At 44.2% G+C, this 20,142-nt stretch carries 20 protein-coding genes and 1 pseudogene; 16 read left to right on the top strand and 5 right to left on the bottom strand.

Translation table 11 applies throughout. The features are described 5' to 3' along the window. Nucleotides 1-15 precede the first annotated feature (15 nt). Together ACYQ0Y_RS02825 and ACYQ0Y_RS02820 are read left to right on the top strand one after the other, a co-directional pair. Nucleotides 16-624, top strand: a complete 609-nt coding sequence (locus ACYQ0Y_RS02825) for a hypothetical protein (protein ID WP_407882511.1) — start codon at nt 16-18, stop codon at nt 622-624. A 64-nt stretch (nt 625-688) separates the two neighbouring features. After that, nucleotides 689-1,162, top strand: coding sequence for a universal stress protein (locus tag ACYQ0Y_RS02820; protein ID WP_407882510.1), 474 nt, complete (start codon nt 689-691; stop codon nt 1,160-1,162). Nucleotides 1,163-1,233: 71 nt separating this feature from the next. Here the strand turns inward: ACYQ0Y_RS02820 and gnd are convergent, their stop codons facing one another. Next, nucleotides 1,234-2,133, bottom strand: coding sequence for a phosphogluconate dehydrogenase (NAD(+)-dependent, decarboxylating) (gene gnd / locus ACYQ0Y_RS02815; RefSeq protein ID WP_407882509.1), 900 nt, complete (start codon nt 2,131-2,133; stop codon nt 1,234-1,236). Nucleotides 2,134-2,461: 328 nt separating this feature from the next. On the opposite strand from gnd, the gene ACYQ0Y_RS02810 reads away from it, so the two are divergent. The 4 genes from ACYQ0Y_RS02810 (at nt 2,462) to budA (ending at nt 6,853) form a co-directional block, all read left to right on the top strand. Next, on the top strand, nt 2,462-2,713 hold the full coding sequence (locus tag ACYQ0Y_RS02810; protein WP_407882508.1) for a type II toxin-antitoxin system HicB family antitoxin: 252 nt from the start codon (nt 2,462-2,464) through the stop codon (nt 2,711-2,713). A 250-nt stretch (nt 2,714-2,963) separates the two neighbouring features. Continuing rightward, nucleotides 2,964-4,199, top strand: a complete 1,236-nt coding sequence (codA, locus tag ACYQ0Y_RS02805; protein WP_407882581.1) for a cytosine deaminase — start codon at nt 2,964-2,966, stop codon at nt 4,197-4,199. Nucleotides 4,200-4,417: 218 nt separating this feature from the next. Beyond that, complete coding sequence (gene alsS, locus ACYQ0Y_RS02800; RefSeq protein WP_407882507.1) at nt 4,418-6,103, top strand: acetolactate synthase AlsS; 1,686 nt, start codon at nt 4,418-4,420, stop codon at nt 6,101-6,103. 33 nt (nt 6,104-6,136) lie between these two features. Next, complete coding sequence (budA, locus tag ACYQ0Y_RS02795) at nt 6,137-6,853, top strand: acetolactate decarboxylase (RefSeq protein WP_407882506.1); 717 nt, start codon at nt 6,137-6,139, stop codon at nt 6,851-6,853. Nucleotides 6,854-6,928: 75 nt separating this feature from the next. On the opposite strand, the gene ACYQ0Y_RS02790 is transcribed toward budA, so the two are convergent. Further along, complete coding sequence (locus ACYQ0Y_RS02790; RefSeq protein WP_407882505.1) at nt 6,929-7,762, bottom strand: Cof-type HAD-IIB family hydrolase; 834 nt, start codon at nt 7,760-7,762, stop codon at nt 6,929-6,931. A gap of 41 nt (nt 7,763-7,803) precedes the next feature. Beyond that, on the bottom strand, nt 7,804-8,946 hold the full coding sequence (locus ACYQ0Y_RS02785; protein WP_407882504.1) for an ArgE/DapE family deacylase: 1,143 nt from the start codon (nt 8,944-8,946) through the stop codon (nt 7,804-7,806). 419 nt (nt 8,947-9,365) lie between these two features. On the opposite strand from ACYQ0Y_RS02785, the gene ACYQ0Y_RS02780 reads away from it, so the two are divergent. After that, the gene (locus ACYQ0Y_RS02780) at nt 9,366-10,097 is read left to right on the top strand and encodes a transaldolase (RefSeq protein ID WP_407882503.1); all 732 of its coding nucleotides are present in this window, start codon (nt 9,366-9,368) and stop codon (nt 10,095-10,097) included. Between the two features lie 206 nt (nt 10,098-10,303). Here ACYQ0Y_RS02780 and ACYQ0Y_RS02775 read toward each other — a convergent pair. Together ACYQ0Y_RS02775 and ACYQ0Y_RS02770 are read right to left on the bottom strand one after the other, a co-directional pair. Continuing rightward, nucleotides 10,304-10,477, bottom strand: a pseudogene (locus ACYQ0Y_RS02775) (gamma-glutamyl-gamma-aminobutyrate hydrolase family protein); the annotation flags it as partial. Between the two features lie 47 nt (nt 10,478-10,524). After that, nucleotides 10,525-11,091, bottom strand: a complete 567-nt coding sequence (locus ACYQ0Y_RS02770; protein ID WP_407882502.1) for a sigma-70 RNA polymerase sigma factor region 4 domain-containing protein — start codon at nt 11,089-11,091, stop codon at nt 10,525-10,527. Nucleotides 11,092-11,380: 289 nt separating this feature from the next. Here ACYQ0Y_RS02770 and ACYQ0Y_RS02765 point away from each other — a divergent pair, with 289 nt between their 5' ends. The 9 genes from ACYQ0Y_RS02765 (at nt 11,381) to rbsD (ending at nt 20,128) form a co-directional block, all read left to right on the top strand. Beyond that, nucleotides 11,381-11,986 (top strand): hypothetical protein, encoded by a 606-nt coding sequence (locus ACYQ0Y_RS02765; RefSeq protein WP_407882501.1) that lies wholly within the window; start codon nt 11,381-11,383, stop codon nt 11,984-11,986. Then, a complete protein-coding gene (locus ACYQ0Y_RS02760; RefSeq protein WP_407882500.1) occupies nt 11,983-12,561 on the top strand; it encodes a hypothetical protein in 579 nt (192 codons plus the stop codon). The genes ACYQ0Y_RS02765 and ACYQ0Y_RS02760 overlap by 4 nt, the downstream gene beginning before the upstream one ends. 195 nt (nt 12,562-12,756) lie before the next feature. Further along, entirely contained in the window at nt 12,757-13,434 is a 678-nt protein-coding gene (gene deoC / locus ACYQ0Y_RS02755) for a deoxyribose-phosphate aldolase (RefSeq protein ID WP_407882499.1), read from the top strand. A gap of 54 nt (nt 13,435-13,488) precedes the next feature. Further along, nucleotides 13,489-14,706: a phosphopentomutase gene (locus ACYQ0Y_RS02750; protein ID WP_407882498.1), complete on the top strand. Its 1,218-nt coding sequence runs from the start codon at nt 13,489-13,491 to the stop codon at nt 14,704-14,706. Next, nucleotides 14,703-15,410 (top strand): purine-nucleoside phosphorylase, encoded by a 708-nt coding sequence (deoD, locus tag ACYQ0Y_RS02745; RefSeq protein WP_407882497.1) that lies wholly within the window; start codon nt 14,703-14,705, stop codon nt 15,408-15,410. Before ACYQ0Y_RS02750 ends, deoD begins: the two co-directional genes overlap by 4 nt. Before the next feature lie 99 nt (nt 15,411-15,509). Continuing rightward, nucleotides 15,510-16,475: a DNA-binding transcriptional repressor DeoR gene (gene deoR, locus ACYQ0Y_RS02740; protein ID WP_407882496.1), complete on the top strand. Its 966-nt coding sequence runs from the start codon at nt 15,510-15,512 to the stop codon at nt 16,473-16,475. 787 nt (nt 16,476-17,262) lie between these two features. Beyond that, complete coding sequence (rbsR, locus tag ACYQ0Y_RS02735; RefSeq protein ID WP_407882495.1) at nt 17,263-18,270, top strand: ribose utilization transcriptional repressor RbsR; 1,008 nt, start codon at nt 17,263-17,265, stop codon at nt 18,268-18,270. A 182-nt stretch (nt 18,271-18,452) separates the two neighbouring features. Further along, entirely contained in the window at nt 18,453-19,376 is a 924-nt protein-coding gene (gene rbsK / locus ACYQ0Y_RS02730; protein WP_407882580.1) for a ribokinase, read from the top strand. 356 nt (nt 19,377-19,732) lie between these two features. Next, nucleotides 19,733-20,128, top strand: coding sequence for a D-ribose pyranase (gene rbsD, locus ACYQ0Y_RS02725; protein ID WP_407882494.1), 396 nt, complete (start codon nt 19,733-19,735; stop codon nt 20,126-20,128). Nucleotides 20,129-20,142: the final 14 nt, after the last annotated feature.

Below are 20,142 nucleotides of genomic sequence, written 5' to 3'. Positions count from 1 at the left end.
TTCTGGAGGGAATTTATGATGTTTAAACAACAAGCAAGGGGTTGGCAGCATTACATATCTCTGGTGCTAGTCGCCATGATTGGTATGTTAATGGTGGTTGGGACGACTAACGCACAGGCAAAGCACCACAAAAAGGCTGACGCAACTTCAGCAAAATCATTTTGGCAGGATAAAAATTATCGAGGTACGTTTAAACGGACGAGTACCCTAGGCAAACATAAAGTTTTGACCAACCGGTTAAGCATTACCTTCTCGAAAGATGGTCGCTATGTACAGCGCGTGACGACACCTTTAGGTATTTCTGGAATTCAAGAGCAAGTGACTGATGGGACCGTGAGCTTGAAGAAAGGGAATCAGTTGGAATTAACGCCACTGACCACCGCCACGATCGTTTATAAAACCAAAGCGGATCAAGCGGCCCACAAACCCGCAAACTATCACCAAAGTGGGAAAGACTTTAATAGCAAGCTCGTTTTTGCTCCTGATGGTCAGCCGCAACGCTATCAAGTTAATCGTAAAGTGAAAACAATCAAAGGGAGTGATGTTAAGCCTATGATTGCGATGAAAGTAGCTCATGATCAGCTTGTGTCTGCCAAAACGGCGATTGATCAATTACAAAAATAGGTGTTGAGACTAGTATTATGCCCCCGATAGCGGTTACAATATCACTGAAGGAGTTGTGATAGGAATGGCAGAACATGATCAGCAACACCCGAAAAAAATTGAGGGCAAGGTTTACGATTACAAACGGATTTTGGTGGGGGTCGATGACTCACCAGATGCGCAGCTTGCATACCAGTACGCAGTTAAACAAGCCAAGGAGGACAAGTCTGAATTGGTAATTGTTAGTATCTTGGAGGAACAAGACGTCAATGTCTTTACAGCACTGAGCAAAGAAATGTTGGATCAGCAACGTTCCGGAATTCAAGAGCGGCTGGAGTCTTATCGCAAGACAGCAAAAAATTCAGGGGTTAAATCCGTTAAAACCATTATTGCGGAGGGCGATCCTGGTGAGACGATTGTTAAACAAGTGATCCCACAAGTTGATCCGGATTTAGTCATTGTCGGTTCTTTATCGCGACAAGGCGTGGCAAAATACTTTGGTAGCCAGGCTGCCTATGTTGCGAAATATTCACCGGTTTCTGTATTGGTGGTTCGCTAGAACTGAATTTAAAAAATTCACATAAAAAAAGCGGAGCAATTTTGCTCCGTTTTTTTAACGCCATTATTTATTTAGGCTTTATCAACAGCGTGACCGCCGAAACCATTACGTAGAGAAGAAACAACCTTACCAGTAAAAGTATCATTCTCTAATGACCGATAACGCATCAATAGGGACATCGCAATAACTGGTGTCGCAACTTGCTGGTTCATTGCTTCTTCTAGCGTCCATTTACCTTCGCCAGAAGAGTGCATCGTTCCTTTAATGTTATCGAGTTTAGCATCGTTAGCAAAGGCTTCTTCTGCAAGTTCCATGAGCCATGAACGAACCACTGAACCACTGTTCCAAAGCCGAGCAACAGCTTCATTGTCATAGTCGAAGTCACTGTGTTCAAGGACTTCAAAGCCTTCACCGATCGCTTCCATCATCCCATATTCGATCCCGTTGTGGACCATCTTCAAGTAATGACCAGAACCGGCCTTACCGGTGTAAAGATAGCCGTTCTTTTGCGCGATTCCTTCATATAGTGGCCGTAAAGTTTCGAAGGCAGCAGCGTCGTTACCACCAATCATAAAGTTTCCATCATGGCGGGCGCCTGACTGGCCACCTGAAGTACCACAATCAAAGAAATTGATTCCTTTAGCTTCAGCCTTTTGCGCATCAGCAACGGAGTCTTTCCAGAAGGAGTTCCCACCATCAATGATAAAGTCACCGGCATCTAACAAATCGAGTAAGCCATCAATCGTTGTTTCCGTTGGTTTGCCAGCAGGTACCATGACCCAAACAATCTTTGGTGACGGTAATTTAGCAACCATGTCTGCCAAGGAGTCAGCGCCTTGCGCGCCAGCCGAAACAGCTTGATCAACAAATTCCTTGTTTAAATCAAAACCAACCACTTCGTTATCGTGGTCCATCATGTTTTCCGCAAGGTTTAAGCCCATTTTTCCTAAACCGATTAACCCTAATTTCATAAATGAAATCCCTCTTCCTTATCTGAATGAACGTTACGAGCTTAAGTATATGAAAAAAGTTTGCAAAAATCAATAATAATTCTGAAAATCAATTTCAAAAACATTTTTTCACAAGTTTCTTGGTTGGATCAGTTAAAGCCGCCTTATTACAGCATATTGGCAGATCCAAATGTTTTGATTGCTATGACCAATTAATTGATTGTGAATAAAAGTTTGAGAGTTCTTTAAGGTGATTAGACTTTGCTGTAATCATCTTGTCATTTGATTGTCACATGCGTAGACTAACGATATATACATGGGGGAGAACAGAAAGTTTGGAGGCGGTTCGATGCAGAGTGCCGGCGAGCGATCGCTTGAATATTACATGGGACTGAGCTACCAGATTGTCATTAACTCCGTGGAAGAGGGTTCTGGTAGACATTATTTTGCGCTTAGTGTGCCCGATCTGACTGGACTTGGTGTTGCGGCTGACACCATTTCTGAGGGAATTCGGGAATTAAATGAAGCAAAGCGCATGTGGTTTGCAACCAACTTAAAGTTGGAACGGCCGATCCCAGAACCTAGTCCTGATCCACAATAAGGGATCTATTCTAAAATTGGTTTCACTCCTAAGGCGACCGTGGCTGGCCGCTTTTTTTGTTGTATAAATTTGTTTTCCACTAATACTTATAACCCTCAGTTTATTTTACTTCGATTATTTAAACCCGTTGTTTGCCATTTTTTTGCAGTTATGGCGTTTGTTACTTTAGCAATTAATCGTGAATAAATTTGCTTTCTTGAACCTGCCGGCATGATCTTAAACGAGATTAGATAAATTTGGAGGCTGGATGATGTTAATTAGACAGGCATTCATCAATAATGCGAAGTCTGCTCAGGATTTACGGGTTGAAGATGGTGTGTTTACGGAAATTGCAACACATTTGTCAGCAAAAGATCATGAGACGGTGATTGATGCCACTGGCAAATTACTTTTACCACCGTTAGTCGATCCCCACGTTCATTTAGATGCCACGCAAACCGCGGGTGATCCAGAATGGAACCAGACAGGAACCTTGTTTGATGGTATTCGGATTTGGTCTGAGCGTAAAAAGACGTTATCCATTGAGGATGTTAAGCAACGCGCCAAGGTCACACTGCGCAAGCAGATCGGGAATGGTATTCAGGTTGTGCGTTCACATGTGGATGTAACAGACCCCAATTTAACCGCACTTAAAGCCTTGCTAGAAGTCAAAGCTGAATTGGCTGATGAAATTGAACTCCAGTTGGTGGCTTTTCCGCAAGAAGGAATTTTGTCATTTCCTCAAGGTAAAGCGTTGATGGAAGAAGCTGTCAAATTAGGCGCAGATGTCATTGGCGGCATTCCTCACTTTGAATTTACGCGCGAATATGGGATTGAGTCGCTACATTTCATCGGTGATTTAGCGCAGAAATACGATCGCCTCATTGATGTCCATTGTGATGAAATTGATGATCCCGCATCCCGTCATTTGGAAACCCTTGCCACAATTGCCTATGAGACTGGTCTAGGTGATCGAGTAACGGCCAGTCACACGACGGCACTTGGTTCTTACAATAATGCTTATGCATATAAATTGTTTCGACTCCTCAAAATGGCCGATATTAATATGATCGCAAATCCATTGGTTAACACAAATTTGGGTGGTCGTTTCGACACTTATCCCAAACGTCGCGGGATGACGCGAGTCAAAGAACTGGATGCTGATGGGATCAATGTTGCTTTTGGTGAAGACGATGTTCGTGATCCTTGGTATCCAATGGGTAACGGGAATATGCTGGATCCGGTTTCAATGGGGCTGCATGTTGGTCATCTGATGGGGTATGACGAGATTAACAACAGTTATCAATTTGTCACCACACATGCGGCCAAAGCTCTCCATATCTTGGACCACTATGGGATTGAGATCGGTAAGCCCGCCAACTTCATCATTTATAATCAGGCTGATTTTTATAACACACTAAATGAACATGCAGAAGTTTTATATAGTGTTCGACAAGGGCGAATTATCGCGCAGACGACGCCTAAAGTGACAAAGTTGAATTTTTAAAGTAACGAATTAGCCGCAGTTGACGCGGTGGTCAAAATTTCACAAGCACTTTGATACCTTTGTGAAATTATTTTTTTAAAAAATGAAACAGGCTTGTCAATATGTCAACACCAGGCATCAGCAATGATTAAATTGCTGATGCTTTTTTCACTAATTTTAATTCAACAAGTGAAAGTGTGCTAAAATAAGCGCATTACACGGTTAAGAGAGGCTAAGACATGACAGAAGAGAAAGCACAACGATTTGGCGCGGATGCAGTGGTCGAAAGTTTGATTAATCATAACGTCAAGTACGTCTTTGGCGTACCTGGAGCCAAAATTGATCGATTATTTGAACGTTTAGCGCATCCTAATAACGCGAAGGCGCCCAAATTGATCGTGACCCGCCATGAACAAAATGCTGCCTTTATTGCGGCTGGCATTGGTCGTTTAACAGGCGAACCTGGTGTTGCAATCACGACGTCCGGCCCCGGGGCTAGCAATTTGGCAACAGGGCTTGTAACCGCAACAGCTGAAGGAGATCCCGTCGTTGCCATTGGCGGTCAGGTGCCACGACGCGATTTGCTACGCTTGACGCATCAAAGTATGGCTAATGCGGCTTTATTCAAACCAATTACGAAGTTTTCAGCTGAAATTCAAGACCCTGAGAACATTTCAGAAGTTATCGGTAATGCGTTTGAGGCTGCCACGGCTGGCAAACAAGGTGCCAGCTTCGTTTCTTTACCCCAGGATGTTGATGATGCACCAGTTATGACTCCAGCACTTGAACCTATGCAAGCACCCGTGTTGGGACCTGCTAGTCCTGCTGATGTGAACTTATTAGCGCAAGAAATTCGTGCTGCCAAGTTACCAGTAATTTTGGCCGGGATGCGGGCATCTTCCGCACAGGTTACGAACGCGATTCGTAAATTGGTAAAAGCTGCTAATTTACCAGTTGTTGAAACATTTCAGGCAGCTGGTGTCATTTCGCGTGAGTTAGAGGAAAAACATTATTTTGGACGTGTGGGTTTATTCCGCAACCAACCTGGTGACCGGTTGCTAAAACAAGCAGATTTAGTTATTGCGGTTGGGTATGATGCCGTTGAGTATGAACCACGAAATTGGAATGCAGAGAAGCAAGCACGGATCGTCACTATCGATGCCACGGCTGCGCAATTAGATCAAAATTATCAACCTGAAACTCAACTGGTCGGTGATATTGCCCAAAGTTTGGCAATTTTGCAGGCGAACATCAAGGGCTACCAACCTAACGAGGCTGGTCAAAAAGTCTTAGCTCAGTTACACGATGAGTTGACGCAACGTGATCGAGATTACGTGCAGGCGCCAGATGCAACTAAAGTCGAGCCGCTGGCACTGGTGGCTGCGCTTCAGGACCATGTCAGTGATGAAATGACAGTCTCCGTGGATGTTGGCAGTCACTATATTTGGATGGCACGCCACTTTCGTAGTTATCAACCACGTCATCTACTCTTTAGTAATGGCATGCAAACACTTGGCGTGGCCTTGCCATGGGCCATTGCGGCGGCATTGACGCGACCTGACGCACAGGCAGTTTCAGTTTCTGGAGACGGCGGCTTCTTGTTCTCTGGTCAGGAATTGGAGACCGCAGTTCGTTTGGGATTGAATATTGTTCATATTATCTGGAACGACGGTCATTACGACATGGTTAAATTCCAAGAAGAGATGAAATATAAAGTGGATGCGGGAGTTGACTTTGGCTCGGTTGACTATGTCAAATATGCGGAAGCTTTTGGGGCAACCGGTCTACGAGTAACCAAGCCAGCTGATTTACAAGCCGTGCTTGATCAGGCATTTGCGACTAAAGGACCAGTGATCGTCGATGTTCCAGTGGATTATTCACACAATCGGGCATTAGGCGAAAGTCTGTTACCAGATCAATTCTAAGGTTTCTTTAAATTCACACGAGGGGGAAATGAAATGAAAGAGACGACGACCTTGTTTCAACATGGGACGTTAGCACTACTCATTCCGGGATTGTTTGCCGGTACGTTGTCAGCTGGCGACTTAGTCAAGCACGGTGATACTGGAATCGGTACTTTGGATGCGCTAAACGGCGAGGTGATTGTCATCGATGGGCAAGTGTATCAGGCCGCTGAAGATGGTCACGTTTATTCGGTGCCGGATACGGCAATGATGCCATTTGCTTCCGTTCACTTTAGTGATATCAACCAACCTAAGATATCGCTTGAGGGGTTAAATCAAGACCAATTTTCGAATTGGTTAATCGAGGATCGGCATTTGAAAAATGCTTTTGCAGCGATTACGCTTCATGGTCAATTTTCCATGGTTCACGTGCGAGTTGCGCCAAAACAAACCGTGCCATTTCCACCGTTAACGGCGGCAACCGCGCACCAGCCAGAATTCACGCGTGAACAGGTGAGTGGCACAGTGGTTGGTTATTTTGCTCCAGACTTGTATGCGGGTGCCACAGTTGCCGGGTGTCACTTGCACTTTATTAGCGATGATCGTCAATTTGCCGGCCATTTACTTGATTTCCAGTTAATTGGTGGCGAAGGTGGCGTGCAACTTTTGCCAAACCTATTGCTCCATTTGCCGACTGACAATGCGACGTTTATGAACGCCGATATTGAACTTAACGGTTTAAATGACGCCATTAACCAGGCTGAACATTAATTAGCGTTTATAAAATTAGTCATCAAAATGCCCATCCTTTACGCACAAGGATGGGCATTTTGTCGTGGCATAATTCTAATCTAATTTTCCGGCGATAATTTGATCAATGACATTTAAAACGCCATCATCATTGTTTGAGTCAGTTCGGCGCGGTGCTTGTGCTAACACATCCGCGTGTGCATTGGCCATTGCGTAACCGTGTTCGGTCATGAGCAACATATCCAAATCGTTTTCATTATCACCAAAAGTGACAATTTCATTATTAGTAATGCCATAACGTTCTTGTAAATGTACCAAACCGGTTGCTTTAGTGATCCCGGCCACCCCGATATCCTCAGTATTGAAGCCGGAGTTCATGGCTGCTAAGCTATCATCGAGGTGGGCAACCAAAGCAGAAATTTGTTGACTTGGATCGATCTCTTGATCAAAGCTGACAGCGACTTTGACGAGTTGATCATCGAGCGAGCGCGGATCTAACTCATAAAGATGGTCAATACGTTGCAGGTCGTTATAATAACGTTTGATAAGTTCAAAGATTGGTTGAGGAACACTAGCATCCACGTAGGCACGGTTAACACCTGACAGGGTCGTCAACGCCGTTTGCGTACCAAATAATTGCTTGATCACACTCAATGTATCCGTAATTTGGTGATCAGGGATTTTGCTTGCAAACAACAATTCATCGCGAGCGTGAACAATGGCGCCGTTGTCAGAGATAAAGTCCATCTCATCTTTAAATGGCGTAAATCGTTCAACTAACCGTTGATACTGGGACCCACTGGCAGCAGCGAAATGAATACCTCGCTGACGTAAAGCCACAAACTGCGTGGCAAACCGATCGCGATCATAGTCGTTGTCATCGTTTAAAAATGTACCGTCCATGTCTACGGCAATGAGTTTTATCGGCATGAGGAACTCCTTTAATGGTGAATTTAATAATAAATTGATGATTAAACAAGGAAATCAGTCACGATTTTCTGATAAATCAAGCCTAAATGCAAGTAGTCACTTAAGTCAACAGATTCATTGACTTGATGAGCCGCCTCCCAACGTCCGGGGCCTAGCACAATAATGGGGAAGTGGTGATCGGCTTTCGTATATTCAGAGGCATCTGTAGCACCGTGAATGACATTTAGTTTGGCGGGTTGACCTGTGATTGCGGTAACCGCGGTTTTGGCTAATTCAACCAACGAAGACTGTTGATCAGAAATGACGGGGAAGAAACTAAAATCGATGGTTAGGTGCAAGTTGATCAGGGGGTCTTGGTTGAGCTGATCCACGACACTTTGCAATCGTGTGATTACTTTGTGGTTGTCGAAATCTGGAATTGGCCGGATGTTGCCTTCCAAGTGAGCATGGCCCGGAATAGAGTTCACTTGATCGCCACCGCTAATCACCGTCACTGAGTGCACAACTGGGCCGAGCACATCACTCACTGGCACATCATCAAAGGCATGTGCTTCGGCGTTGATGAAGGCATTGAGAGCCGAAATCGCGTTAATGCCTTTTTCTGGCATTGAAGAATGCACGGATTTACCGTCTGCGTCCACAGCATAATCAATTGAGCCGTTATGGGCAAAAATAATTTGATCACTCGTGGGTTCACCAACAATCATGGCATCAACGTGATCCACATAGCCAGCTTCGGTCAGCATCCGTGAACCAGGAGCGCCATATTCTTCGCCAACGGTCGCTAGGAATTGAAGTTGTCCTCGTTTAGGTAGCCCGGCATCGTGAAGCTCGATCAACGTGGTTACCATGGCAGCGAGGCCGCTTTTCATATCAGCAGTACCTCGACCAAACATTTTTCCATCAGTAATTTGGGCCGAAAGCGGATCAGCCTGCCAGCCGTCAGACGCATTGGCGGCCACGGTATCTAAATGGCCTGTTAACATGATGGTTTTGCCAGGTTGAGGACCCTTTAATGAAACAAACAGGTTTACTCGGCCATCCTGATATGGAATCTTCTTGGCATTAAGCCCGTGAGCTGCTAAAACTTCAATGATTTTATCGGCAACTGCTTCTTCATGTCCATTGCGCGAATCAATTTTAACAAGTTCAGCTAATAAATTAATTTGTTCGGCCGCTTCCATCACATTTCCCCCTTGTATATTGACATTAGTCTATTTATAGCACTTATGTTGAGTCTGGGTAACCTTTGGCTAGCAAAAATGAAACAAAACGCTTGGGGCAATCTGAAACATCAATGGTTGGTCTCACTCGGCAATAAAAAGGGTCGGCTATTTAAAAAAGTGACCGATCTTTGTACAAATTCCTAAGAATTGTGCAACCGTTTGATGAAAACTATACCAATTGTTTTTGATCCGCGTGGTTGTGCGACCTAAGAAAGCCCGGTGAATTATGATATATGAGACCAATTTGCTAATTTCATGATTTTTTAATAAAAAGGGGGTTGCTGATTAGCGAGGCATCCATTAGGGTGTTATGCATAGACCAATTTAAATAATTATGTTTAAAAGGCCTATCCAATAAGCTAAAAAGGGTGATACCAATGGATGAATCAAGAATCAATCGCTTAGGTGTAGAATTATATGCCGATGGCGCTAATATCGAAGACATGGTGGACGCTTATAAATCTGGTTTGGTGACTGGATTTACGACGAATCCATCCTTAATGAAAGAAGCCGGCGTAACTGACTACGTAGAATTTGCTCATCAGGCGGTTGCTGCCATTCCAGATTTGCCGATTTCCTTTGAGGTTTTTGCAGACGATCCAGAGGATATGGCCGCCGAAGCTGAAATTATTAGTCATTTTGGCACGCATGTCTTCGTCAAGATTCCAGTCATGAACTCCCGGGGAGAATCCACGATTCCACTGATTCACCGGCTCTCTCATGATGGCATTAAAGTTAATGCGACCGCCATCTTCACAGAAGAGCAGGTTCGTGCAGTCCGTGACGCTTTAGACGAGGAGACGGGCGGTATTGTGTCCGTCTTTGCGGGGCGGATTGCTGACACGGGCGTAGATCCACGACCACTAATGTCTAAATACGCCGATATTGTGCACTTTAAGCCAGGTTTGAAGCTACTCTGGGCCAGCCAGCGGGAAGTATACAACATCATGCAAGCGGCTCAGACACATACCGACATTATCACGTGTACCCCTGGTTCGTTGAAAAAGTTGGCTTTGCTTGGCAAGCCTCTAGCAGAATATTCTTTAGACACGGTTAAACGTTTTAAAGCTGACAGCCAAGCACTGGGTTTTGAAATTCTTGCAAAGTAATCAAAAGATTAAGTTAGTTACACTTTGCGTTGATGTAACCTCACTGAAACGCCGACGTGACGAAATTTGCGAAATAAGCTGAATAAATGTAAAACGACGATCATGCGCTAACTGGGAAAGCGCGTGATCGTCGTTTTGTTTGATAAATTTGTGCTCGTTAATAACAGAACAGCGACTCATTTACTAACGAGGTTCTCAATCCCGCAGTCGAGATAGGCGCTAGCATCGGTTGGATCAATACTCGGCAAAATGATTTGAATACCACCGGCCTTGGTGATCGCTTGAATCACGGGTTGTGGTGCATACGCGGCGTTGCGTTGATTAATGATATTAGTTGCTTCTGTTAAGGTATCAGCGGGAATAGCGATACGTGGTTTCATAAACGAAAATCCTTTCCCAATTCATAATTAATCAATGGTGAATTTGTTCATTTATTTTTAATGTTATACCCGTTGGGGTTGAAAAAGTCGGGTAACGTGAGACGCAGTTTGTTGGCCAAATGGCGACGACGTTTATATAGTGTTGGTCGCGAAATCTGATATTTAGTTGCGAGGACCGTTAAGTTTAAGGGTTCTGTGAGTAAGTCACCCAGAAATTGACGCTCGTCTTGGTCAAGTCGTGTCTGAATGAGCTGGCACAAGTCACTTGTTTCCAACTGGTGAGCTACGTCGATTTGGGGATCCGGCTGGGTTGAATGATCGGGTAGTGATGTTTGGTGCTGGGTTGTTACCGTCTTTTTTCGTAGATAATCCAGTAAACGCCAATAGAGTCGTTGATAAGCATACCGGTGTAAAGCCGCCGGATCGTGGTCATCAATTTGTGAAACATACTCCATAAAGACATCGACATAAATCAGACGACCTTCTGATAACAGATCTTCGTAATCTTGATGCCTGGGACTGATGTGAAGGCGTTTTAAGACGCCGTAAACGACTCGAAAATTATTGGGATCGGCGACAAAATTAAAGGCGGCATCAGATAAAGAATGTGACATGGGCGACTTCCTTTTTCTAACGGAACGATTCCGTTGATGATCCAAAGGCCTTTGGTCACCATCACTGTACTAAATTCCGAATCAAATGCGCGACTGCGGGTTTGATTTATCGGAGTTACATCCATTTGAACGTCAAGATTCCTAATGCAAATGGACTCAAGCCGGGATTTTATCAGCTAATTAATGGTCAAATTACGGATTTCGCGTTAAATCTTAATTGTTTTTCGTACCGAATTTAAGCTGAAACGCGGTATGATGGACTTAATTCTAAAGACAAAGAGGTTTAATCATGAGTGTGGCAACCCCCATTAGTAAGCCAGAACAACAAGTATTCCATGACTATGAAATTCCCGTTCATGAGCCATTAAGCACCTTTAAAAGTTTGGCCGCGGTGACGACGATGGCCGGTGAATTTGAAGGGCACGCTGTTGACTTGACGGACCTGCTGAGTGACTATGTTGCGGCACAACTGGATTTTAATCGACTGGTTGATATTATTAATCAGGAATGGTGGAGCCAGTTGCAAACGTGGCATAAGTTGACAGGGGATCGTCTGTCAGCGAATGTGCAAAAACATGCGGCCGCCTTTGGACCATTTGAACAAGAGCGGCAACGATTAGCGGCCCAAGCTCAGGCTGGATTTCCTAAAGAGATCCTCCAAAAGCCGCGTGAACAATGGCACGCCCAAGATCTTTTTGCCTATGATTACATGATGTTTCAAGTCGATTTAAAATGGGAATTCTTCAATATCATGGAGATTATGGCGCAGTTAAATCCTGATGTGAATATGGAAACAATCGCGACCGAAATTCAGAGTCAGTTAGCCCCCAAACATGGTCCTAAAGAACGACGCGTTGATTTTGGCAGTCATAATTCTCCGGAGGATAAAGCATGAATTACATTGAACCTTTAAGCCAGACAGATAAGAAGTGGCTCCACGAACGCGAATTGCGGGTGGATGCACCGCTGGCTAAGATCAATGGCTTAACCGGCCTGCATCTGAATGGGTTAATTGATGGTCAGACGATTGCCGTAGATGAATTGATGGCGAATGCCTTCATTTGTCAGCTAGCGGTCAGCGATTTAAGTCAAAGCTACCAGCGATTAGAAACAGCTACCGATGCTGAGGCTGCTTTGATTGCCTTTTCAGCGGCTAGCCAACAGATTCATGAACGACTTCATAAGATCATGCAGCATTATGAAGCGGTTCTAAATGATGGGCAATTGTTACATGATCAAGTGCGGGCTAATTTTTACGCCGCGGAACCGGACGGCGTGATGGCCTCAATCACGGACGGAAAGGCCACCAACCAAATGCTCGCATTTCATGCGTTACTTGGAATGAGTGCGGATGCTCAATGGTTGATGGAGATGGCTTTGCAATTCCTGCATCGGTTAAATCCCGCACTTACAACGACACAATTGCAAATGATCAGCACGCAAATTGCGGACTTGGTTGCCGCCGGTTAGCGACAACACAGATTTAATGTAAATAAACACAGTTCGGCGCATTTGCTCATTGGAGCAATGCGCTTTTTTACTGGCTCGCAGCGAGTAGGCGGATAACTTTTTGCTAGCTGTGAAAATATGTTCTAAAAAAACAGTGGACATTATTTCATGCAGGTTGTTATACTGTAACCAAGCGAATGAAAGGGGTTACATAATATGACATTCACACGAGCACAACTAGCAAAATACATGGATCACACAATGTTAAAACCTGAGGCCACTGCTGATATGATCGACCAGACCGTTGCAGAAGCCCGCCAATATCAAACCGCGTCTGTTTGTATCAACCCATACTGGGTTACTCGCGTTCACGAAGGATTAGCCGGCACTGACGTTGCCACCTGCACGGTTATCGGTTTCCCTCTGGGTGCCAATACGACTGCTGTTAAGGTGTTTGAAACAAAAGAAGCCATTGACAATGGCGCTGATGAAATTGACATGGTGATTAACATCGGTGAGTTAAAGGCGCAACACGACGAGGCAGTTTTGGCCGATATTAAAGCAGTTGCAGAAGCGACTCACCAACAAGGCAAATTACTCAAAGTGATCATTGAAAATGCACTGCTCACGGATGAAGAAAAACGTCGGGCATCTAAACTAACGGTGGCCGGTGGGGCGGACTTTGTTAAGACTTCTACTGGTTTTGCCGCTTCTGGCGCCAAAGTTGACGATGTTAAATTAATGCGTGAGGCAGTCGGTCCTGATTTTAAGATTAAGGCGGCTGGTGGGATTCATACCTTAGCAGATGCAGAGGCGATGATTGCCGCTGGCGCTAATCGTTTAGGTGTTTCAGCCTCGGTGGCAATTTTGAACGAAATTACACCATCAGTTTAATGCGATAAATTTAACTGAAAATGTAAGCGTTTACGATACAGGGAGGGGTTTAACATGGCTTATCAACGAGTTTTTGCGATTGTATTAGATTCAGTTGGAATCGGTGAAGCACCGGATGCTGCAGCCTTTGATGATGTGGGCCCTGACACACTTGGACATGTGGGCGAATTCTACCAAGGAAAATTGGCGCTGCCTAATTTAGCTAAACTAGGATTAGGTAACATTCGGGCTGATCGACCGATTGCTGGGGTTGCTCCAGCTGTCAACGCACTGGGTGCATTTGGCAAGATGCAAGAAGTTTCCGCCGGTAAAGATAGCATGGATGGACACTGGGAGATGATGGGATTACCGGTTAAACAACCGCTATCCACTTTTCCTGAAGGGTTCCCAAAAGCTTTGATTGACAAAATCGCGGCTTTTTCTGGCCGTGACGTGATCGTTAACCGGCCGTATTCCGGCACGGATGTTATTCACGATTATGGTGAAGAACAAATGCGAACGGGAGCATTGATTGTCTATACGTCCGGAGATTCCGTCTTACAAATTGCAGCTCACGAAGATGTTATTTCAGTGGCTGAATTATATCGAATTTGTGAATATGCGCGTTCCCTGGTTAACGGACCAGAATGGACGATTGGCCGGATTATCGCCCGACCATATGTTGGCCCAGATAAAGATCATTTTACTCGTACTGCTAATCGGCACGACTTCAGCCTGGAACCAACGGGGCCCACTGATCTGGATCGCTTGAACAAAGCGGGCCTGGATGTGATTGGTATTGGCAAAATCAACGATATTTTTTCTGGACATGGGATCACTCGTGGCTATCATAATGAAAGCAATATGGACGGAATGGATCATGTCGATGAAGTCATGGCGAGTGATTTTCACGGCTTTTGCTTTACGAACTTAGTTGATTTTGACGCAATGTATGGTCATCGTCGTAATCCGAAAGGCTTCGGTCAGGCCCTAATGGACTTTGATCAGCGCTTGGGTCGCGTTTTAGCAAACTTAAAGGACGATGATTTACTATTAATCACGGCCGATCACGGCAATGATCCTGGCTTCAGAGGGACTGATCATACGCGAGAATTCGTGCCACTATTGGCTTATTCACCAGCGATGGCTAAGCCAAATCAGACATTAGGGATTCGATCGACGTTTGCAGATTTAGGCGCCACCATTTTAGACAACTTTAGCGTGGATGGTGCAGCTAACGGGACGAGTTTCTTGGCACAATTAAGCACAAATACACACGAGGTGACAAAATGAGTACACATATTGGTGCCCAAATGGGCGATTACGCTGACACAGTTCTATTACCTGGCGATCCCTTACGAGCAAAATATATTGCGGAGCATTTCCTAACAAATGTCAAACAGGTTAATGAGATCCGTAACGCCTTTGGCTATACTGGGGAATATCAAGGCCATCGGGTGTCCGTGCAGGGTTCAGGAATGGGGATTCCGTCAATGTCCATTTACATCAATGAACTCGTTCAGTTTTATGGGGTCAAAACGATTATTCGCGTCGGTTCTTGTGGCGGCATGGCGCCAGATGTACATTTACGTGATGTGTTATTGGCATCAGGATCGAGTACCGATTCGGCCGTCACTGCAAATACGTTTGGACCAGGCGTCCACTACGCACCATTAGCTGATTTTGGTTTGCTCGATACAGCCTATCATGAAGCGCAAAAGATGGGAATCACACCCAAAGTCGGTGACATTTTCGCCGCCGATCGTTTTTACAACGACGAGTTAGACATGAAGAAATTAGCGGATTATGGTGTGATTGGTACTGAAATGGAATCAGCTGGCTTGTACTTATTAGCAGCCAAATTACATTTCCGTGCATTATCTGTGCTAACTGTCAGCGATCTCATCTTTGGTGATGAAAAAACGACCGCCGCTGAGCGCGAACAGACATTTAATGATATGATTAACATCTCATTGGCAACCGCGATTGCCGAATAAAGATTGTTAACGGCGGTGGATCGAAGGTCAGCTTCGGTTCACCGCCGTTTATTGAATAACATTGCCCTGACCTGGTGGGTGAAAAAGGAGATTCACGCTGTGGAGAATGATCCAGATAAGTTAAATAACGCCTTAAAAGTAGCGCGTTTATACTATCAGAATGATTGGAGTCAAAGCGATATTGCGACTGAATTGCAAATTTCTCGGGCGACCGTGTCTCGATTGTTGCAGTATGCAAGAGATACGGGGGTTGTGCGGATTCAAATTATGGATCCGCAACTACCGATTACCACGTTAACTGCGGCTTTAAGAGCGCGTTATCAATTAAAGGATTTGGTCATTGTCCCGACGACGCCAGAAGCGGGCAATACGCTGCTCACCCAGGTCGGCGCCGGAGCGGCCAATTACATTGAATCCATTGTAAAAAGTGATGACATCATTGGGATCGGCTGGGGAAAAACAATTCATCAGGTTGCTAACCAATTGGATCCTAAGGATGTTGGCGGCGTGACCGTGGTTCAGATGAAGGGTAGTGTGGCCAATTCAAATAGCAACAACTATGCGTTTGAAAGTGTCAATACGTTTGCAAATGCTTTTAGAACGCAGCCACAGTATTTGCCATTACCAGTGATCTTCGACCACCAGCAGACTAAGGAATTGGTCGAGCAAGATACTCATATTCGCCATATTATCGAGCTTGGTCGTAAAGCAAATATTGCCGTTTTTACGGTTGGTACGGTGAGAGATTCGGCCTTACTGTTTAAACTTGGTTACTTCACAGCCACTGAACAATATGCCTTGCAACAGCGGGCAGTCGGGGATGTCTTTTCTAGATTCATTGACGTTAACGGACAAATTGTGGATGCGGACATCAACCAACGAACAATTGGGATTGCTTTGGATGAGTTGCCAGAAAAGGAACATAGTATTTTAGTAGCCGCAAATTCGGCAAAGGTACCAGCCATTCATGGTGCATTAACGGCGCATTATGCGAATACGTTAATTGTTGATCAAGCAACCGCCGCTGATTTAGTGGATTATGGCAAGCACGTCAGGACGAACTAGCAAGCCTTAATTCGTATGAGCTAATTAAATGAATTTTGAGACATGACCCTTAGCGATATCCGGAATGTTACATTTTTTTCGAAGAATTAGAGACCTCAGCAATAAATCAGGTCGTAAAAAATGAATTTGTGTTGATGTGAGTCATGATTTCATCATTAGGGCTAATCTGATTAGCTAAGAATAGGTTTGTAGATTAAGCTAGTTTTCAAAAGATGATTGTCTTCAATAGGTAAACTGGCACTAGCGCCGCTAGAATAATATAAGAATTTCAGACTGAACTATAAAATGTGCAAAGACAAAGAATAACGCATCATTAAGTTGAAGAATCATACATAAATTTCATATGTATCACAGGTGTTGTCATGTATGATTGATGAAACAGCGATTCTTGAGTTCAGGCGTATGTCTGTGCTCAGGAGACGCTGTTTCGTTTAACTGCTTGTAGTTGAAAGACTTGCTTTAAAAGATTTGCTTTAAAAGTTGCTGGAATTCGCGGATGCGGATAATAAGTCGACTGTACAAAGTGCTTGTCCATTGGTGTTCAGGATTAAAGCAGACTTGCTCACGTTCTGACATAAACGCTTTCGCAATTACTGAAGACTGTGCCTAACCCAAAACAATGTTCGGTTCAAATGCGTCCAATCATAATTCCCAGTTACTGATCCTCTACCGTGATGGTCAACGGGCTTAATCTAATGCCAATATAATGGCTGGATATGCTATGATAAAGTGGTCTATAACAATGTAGTAAGCGTTTACAATTATTAGGAACGGTTGGGTGATAGCAATGGCAAAACGGGTCACAATTAAAGATGTTGCCAAAGCAGCGTCCTTATCGATTACAACGGTTTCACAGATTTTAAATGGTAAAGGTGATCGTTTCCCAGAAGCGACACAAGAGAAGGTTTTACATCTGCGTGATGAGCTCGGTTACGTGCCCAACTTTAACGCGCGTAATCTCATCAGTCACTCCATGCAGACCGTGGGGATTATCGTACCTAATTTGGTCAATCCATTTTTTAGCATGTTTTTACGGGGAATTCAGGATGCGATGTTTGATCAAAATTGTGTGCCGATTTTTCTCAGTGCTGACCATAACGAAACCTTGGAAAAGTATTATCTGCGAACCTTGGTGGAACGAGATGTCGATGGGGTAATCATCGCTAGTTCGGCAATTGGTAACGCCGAGATTAATGATTTATTGAAGCGCAATCAAATTCCTTACCTGTTATTCGATCAAAACGACCCACAAAACGAAGGGGATCGGATTATCGTGGATGACGAGCGTGGCGGAGAATTGGCCACGAATCATTTAATCGAAGCTGGTCATCGTAAAATTGCGGTTGTACTACCAGATCAACCATCACAAAATGTTCGGATGCGACTAGCCGGTTATCGGAGCGCGATGGTGCGTCGCGGTTATGCTGTGGAGGATGCCTTAATCTTTACAACGGATTTGTCAAAGCACGGTGGTCGGCAGGTAGCAGCGGCCTTGATTAAGTCTTCGGCCACGGCTGTCTTTTGTTCGAATGATGAAATTGCTATCGGATTGATTCGTGGCTTGCGGGATGCGGGCAAGCGGGTACCGGAGGACATCTCGATTGTCGGTTATGATGACATTGATTTAGATGCCTACATTACGCCACTATTGACAACTGTCCATCAGCCAGTCTATGAAATGGGTGAGTGGGCCAGTCAGATGATTATGAAGCGTCTGCGAGAGCCTAATGGGCCTGCTCAATTAAAGGTCGTCGATGTTTCTTTGATTGAACGAGATTCTGTTCGAGGGTTGTAAGCCTTTGCAAAATATGCTATCTTTTTGATACAGGTTTAGTAAAACGTTTTACAAATTGATTTGTCACGGTAATTGACGGTTGATGTTTAGGAGTTGACCGCCGTTTTTACGCTAGAAATGTGGTAAATTGATGATTAGAACTAATGTAATCACGAATAAATTGTTTGAAAAAGGGGATCATGATGACAAACAAGGTTGTTGTATTAGGAAGCTTAAATGTTGATTCCATTCTACGCATCGCTCGCTTACCATTACCTGGCGAAACGATGGAAATGAATGATAAAAGTTCTGCACCAGGTGGGAAGGGCGCGAACCAAGCTGTCGCTGCTGCTCGAGCCGGTGCTGATACTTCTTTTATCGGTAAGGTCGGGGCCGACGATGCAGCTGAAGTATTGCGCGATGCTCTAAAATCAGATGGCATCAGTACTGAACACGTGACGACAGATGAAAATCGTGGTTCTGGACAGGCGTTTATTTTGTTACAAGAATCTGGGCAAAACTCGATTTTGGTCTATGGTGGTTCGAACCAGGCATTGCGCCCAGCTGATGTAGATGCCGCTAAAGACTTGATTAAAGATGCCGACTTCTTAATTTCTCAATTTGAAACGCCAATTGACACGACAACTTATGCGTTTGAATATGCTCAAAGCGTTGGGGTAACCACGATTTTGAACCCAGCGCCGGCAATTCCAACCATCCCAACAGATTTATTGAAGGTTACCGATTTATTGTGTCCTAACGAAACAGAGTCGGCTACGTTAACGGGCATTGAAGTGACGGATGCAACCTCCATGATTTTAAACGCGGCTAAATTTGCCCAGATGGGCGTTAAGGAACTCATTATCACCGTTGGTTCTCGTGGGGCTTTCTATGCAAATCAAATGGAAAGTGGCTTTGTGGATGCATTTAAAGTTAAGGCGGTTGACACTACAGCGGCTGGTGACACCTTCTTAGGGGCACTTAGTTCACAACTGAAAACTGACTTTAGCAATATGCGTGAAGCAATCGTCTTTGCTAATCACGCATCATCCATTACCGTGCAACGATTGGGTGCTCAACCATCGATTCCGACATTGGCAGAAATTCAAGCCGAATACGATCAGTAAGATAAAGAATGTTGCACGACTAACTTTCACGATTTTTTAGCGTGAAGGTTTTTTTGTTTAAAGACCTTTTTTAGTCCTAATTATCGTGAAATAGCTTAAATTAATCAGCCGTTTAAACGAAGATTTTAACCCACTAAAAAATTTACTCTAATGAAAGCATTCAAAGATTAGGTTGGATGTTTTTTTAATTTCAATTAGTATGACAATGATGATGCTAATATGACGTTATGAATGATAACAATATGCAGAGTTCACAGTTGCAAACGCTTCCATAAATTGATACACTAAGCGAGTAAAAGTTTGTAAATCGTTTTACAAGCGGTTTTTAAAAATTAAACAAGGCGGTGAACTGGAATATGAAGAAAACGACAGTGATAAATTCTGATTTATCACGTGTTATTTCCCAAATGGGTCACTTTGACACGCTAGCGATTGGGGATGCTGGGATGCCTGTCCCAAAGGGAACAGAAAAGATTGATTTGGCTGTTACCAAAGGACTACCGAGTTTTATTGATGTTTTGACGAATGTATTGTCTGAACTGGCCGTTCAGCGAATTTATCTCGCGGAGGAAATGAAAGTTCAAAATCCCCACCAATTAACGGCAGTAAAAGCATTATTACCAGATGTTGAGATTGTCTTTATTCCTCATGATCAAATGAAGGCTGATCTGAGCCAGGCACATGCATTTGTCCGAACCGGGGAAATGACGCCTTATTCCAACATTATTTTAGAGAGTGGCGTGACATTCTAACGGGAGGTTGCTCA

Source organism: Furfurilactobacillus curtus (assembly GCF_054657915.1).
Note: the sequence above shows the minus strand (reverse complement) of the source record. Positions and strands in the feature narration are given on the sequence as shown.